The 929-nt window shown below is 69.6% G+C and carries 1 protein-coding gene; it reads left to right on the top strand.

The features are described from left to right. The first annotated feature begins 77 nt into the window (after window positions 1-77). Window positions 78-872, top strand: a complete 795-nt coding sequence (locus tag ACIBCN_RS01605) for a hypothetical protein (RefSeq protein ID WP_396989515.1) — start codon at window positions 78-80, stop codon at window positions 870-872. Window positions 873-929 lie beyond the last annotated feature (57 nt).

Genomic DNA, 929 nt, shown 5'->3' with positions numbered 1-929 from the left:
TGGCGACCCGAGCGCGGATCGATGGCAGCAACCGGCACGACCCCACCGACCAATCCCAACCTCGGACCGGAGCATCGATGACAAGCACCCCCACCGCCTACAGCCGCTGGACACGCCGCCCGCTGAGCTATCTGCCAGTGCATCGGCAGGGTCAGCTCATCGGGTATCTGTGGGCATCCACCGACCACCACGCGGCGGGCTTCGAACGCCAACTCGCCACGGCCGGAGACGATCTCGACTGCCTGCTCGCCTGGGAACGACGCCTCGACAACGCGGCCGGACGTGGGCTGGCGCCGATCGCTGCGCTCGAGGAGTGGATCGGCGTAACCGAAGATGCGGTCGCCGGTGTCGTTCCGCCGGGGATCCGGCTTGGCAGCGCACCGAGCCTGGCCGAGCTGTGGGCCCGGCTCAACCCCGACGGCCCACCCCTCGACGAGGGACCGCTGGTCCAGGACGGCACCTACCCCGACGGCACACCCGCCGACCGCAGCGACGGCTGGGGACCGCTGCGGAGCGTCCCGCTACAGACCTACGCCGACGACACCGACGCCCCGGTCCGGTATCTCCCGGTCCGGATGAATGGCACTGTGGTCGGCTATATCTGGGCTGCCATCACCGGCGAGGCGGGCGGCTATCTGCCGCGGACACAGGCCGGGCGGGCCGGGGAGATCGCGGCCGGGTTGTGGCAGTTGCGCTTCAGCGACGCCTACCTTGCCGGGCAACCCGCCACCGTGGCGCTGAACCGGTGCCGCGCGTTCCCCGCCGATCGGCTGTCCGGAGTGATCGGCGCCGACGCCATCGAGCGAGAAGTGTCCGGCCTCACGGAGGTCAAGCGCCTCGCCGAGGAAACCACCACCGGAGGCACACGATGAATAAGCGCGTAGCGATCGGACCGACGTATTTTGCTGTGCCGCAGCCGAATTCCAGGA

The organism is Nocardia sp. NPDC051052 (assembly GCF_044456045.1).
GTDB lineage: Bacteria > Actinomycetota > Actinomycetes > Mycobacteriales > Mycobacteriaceae > Nocardia.
This window is presented reverse-complemented; position numbering and strand designations above follow the sequence as displayed.